The organism is Mesorhizobium sp. M4B.F.Ca.ET.017.02.2.1 (assembly GCF_003998955.1).
GTDB classification, from domain to species: Bacteria; Pseudomonadota; Alphaproteobacteria; order Rhizobiales; family Rhizobiaceae; genus Mesorhizobium; species Mesorhizobium abyssinicae.
In genome coordinates, this window is the sequence record NZ_RZOF01000575.1 from 1 (window position 1) to 1965 (window position 1965).

Here is a 1965-nt window from a genome sequence, read left to right on the forward strand (position 1 = left end):
CCCAGGAGCCTTTTCATGCCCGCTCCCCTTCCCCCCGCCGACCCGGCACTGGCACCCGATCGCGCCCGCCGCGGCGGCCGCGCGGGCAAGCGCGCCGGTGGCTCGGCGGCGTTCGAGCAGCCGCCGTTCCGGCAGCTGAAGAATCCGCTCGCGCCGACCAGGCTGGTCTCGGATGACGAATTGGAATCGATCCACCTCGCCTCGCTGCGGGTGTTGAAGGAGATCGGCGTCGACGTGCTGCACGACGAAGCCCGCCGCATCATGAAGGCGCATGGCGCCGACGTGCGCGACGGCAGCGAGCGGGTGCGCTTCGACAGCGACCTGATCCTCGAACTGATCTCGCACTGCCCGCCGGAATTCACGCTGCATGCCCGCAACCCGGCGCACAATCTGCGCTTCGGCGGCAACAACGTCATCCTCTCGATGATGGCCTCGGCGCCCAACTGCTCCGATCTCGACCGTGGCCGCCGTCCGGGCAACCAGGCCGACTATCGCAACTTCCTGCGCCTGGCGCAGATGCACAATATCCTCAACTGCACGGGCGGCTATCCGGTCGAGCCGATCGACATCCATCCCTCGGTCCGGCACCTGGAATGCATCCGCGACCTCGCCATGCTGACCGACAAGGTGTTCCACATCTATTCGCTCGGCAAGGAGCGCAATGTCGACGGCATCGAGATCACCCGCATCGCGCGCGGCATCAGCCATGAGCAGCTGCTCGAGCAGCCGTCGGTCTTCACCATCATCAACACCAACTCGCCGCTCAAGCTCGACGTGCCGATGATGGAAGGCATCATCCAGATGTCGAGCAAGGGCCAGGTCGTCATCGTCACGCCGTTCACGCTCTCGGGCGCCATGGCCCCGGTGACCATCGCCGGCGCGCTGGTGCAGCAGAACGCCGAGGCGCTGTCCGGCATCGCCTTTGCGCAGATGGTGAAGAAGGGCGCGCCTGTCGGCTATGGCGGCTTCACCTCCAATGTCGACATGAAGTCCGGCGCGCCGGCCTTCGGCACGCCCGAATACATGAAAGCGCAGCTCGTCGGCGGCCAGCTCGCGCGGCGCTACAACATCCCCTACCGCACCTCCAACACCTGCGCCGCCAACACCGTCGACGCGCAGGCCGCCTACGAAAGCGTCTTTTCGCTGTGGGGCGCCATCCAGGGCGGCGGCAATCTGATGATGCACGGGGCCGGCTGGCTCGAAGGCGGCCTGCGCTGCTCCTACGAGAAGACCATCCTCGACATCGACCTGTTGCAAATGGTGGCCGAGTTCCTGACCCCGCTCGACCTGTCGGAGGACGCGCTCGGCTTCGACGCCATCCAGTCGGTCGGTCCCGGCGGCCATTTCTTCGGCACCCAGCACACCCAGGACCGCTACAAGACCGCCTTCTATTCGCCTGTCCTTTCCGACTGGCGCAATTTCGAAAGCTGGACGGAGGCCGGTTCGCCGACGGCGCTCGAAAAGGCCAACCGGGTCTGGAAGGAGCGGCTGGCGTCCTACGAAGAACCCTATATGGACCCGGCGATCCGCGAAGAACTGAACGACTTCGTCGAGAAACGCCGCGCCGAAGGCGGCGCCCCGACCGATTTTTGATCTTCCGTATGTGATGAACAGTCGACCCCCACTCCGTCGAGCTTCGCTCGACACCTCTCCCCCGATCGACGGGGGAGAGGAAAGGCGCGAGGCGATTCCAGCCGGCACCCTTCCTCTCCCTCCGGAGGGGGGAGAGGGGGCGCTGCGAAGCAGCGACGGAGTGGGGGAAGCCACTCCTCAAACGCGCAGTCGCCGCAAAGCGGGCGCGACCCAGAAAGCAGGAAATCAAGCTGATTTGGTGCACGGTCGACCCCCACTCCGTCGAGCTGCGCTCGACACCTCTCCCCCGATCGACGGGGGAGAGGAAAGGCGCGAGGCGATTCCAGCCGGCTCCCTTCCTCTCCCTCCGGAGGGGGGGGAGGTGGCGCCGCG

1 protein-coding gene is annotated in these 1965 nt (G+C 66.3%); it reads left to right on the forward strand.

Features of this window, described 5'->3' with window-relative positions; all coding sequences use genetic code 11:
- The first annotated feature begins 15 nt into the window (after positions 1 to 15).
- Positions 16 to 1593 (forward strand): trimethylamine methyltransferase family protein, encoded by a 1578-nt coding sequence (locus EN738_RS33915; protein ID WP_127287327.1) that lies wholly within the window; start codon positions 16 to 18, stop codon positions 1591 to 1593.
- The last annotated feature ends 372 nt before the right edge of the window (positions 1594 to 1965 follow it).

What these genes read in the sequence shown, in the direction of transcription:
- EN738_RS33915 (WP_127287327.1), top strand. Translation starts at nt 16, where the DNA reads ATGCCCGCTCCCCTTCCCCCCGCCGACCCGGCACTGGCACCCGATCGC.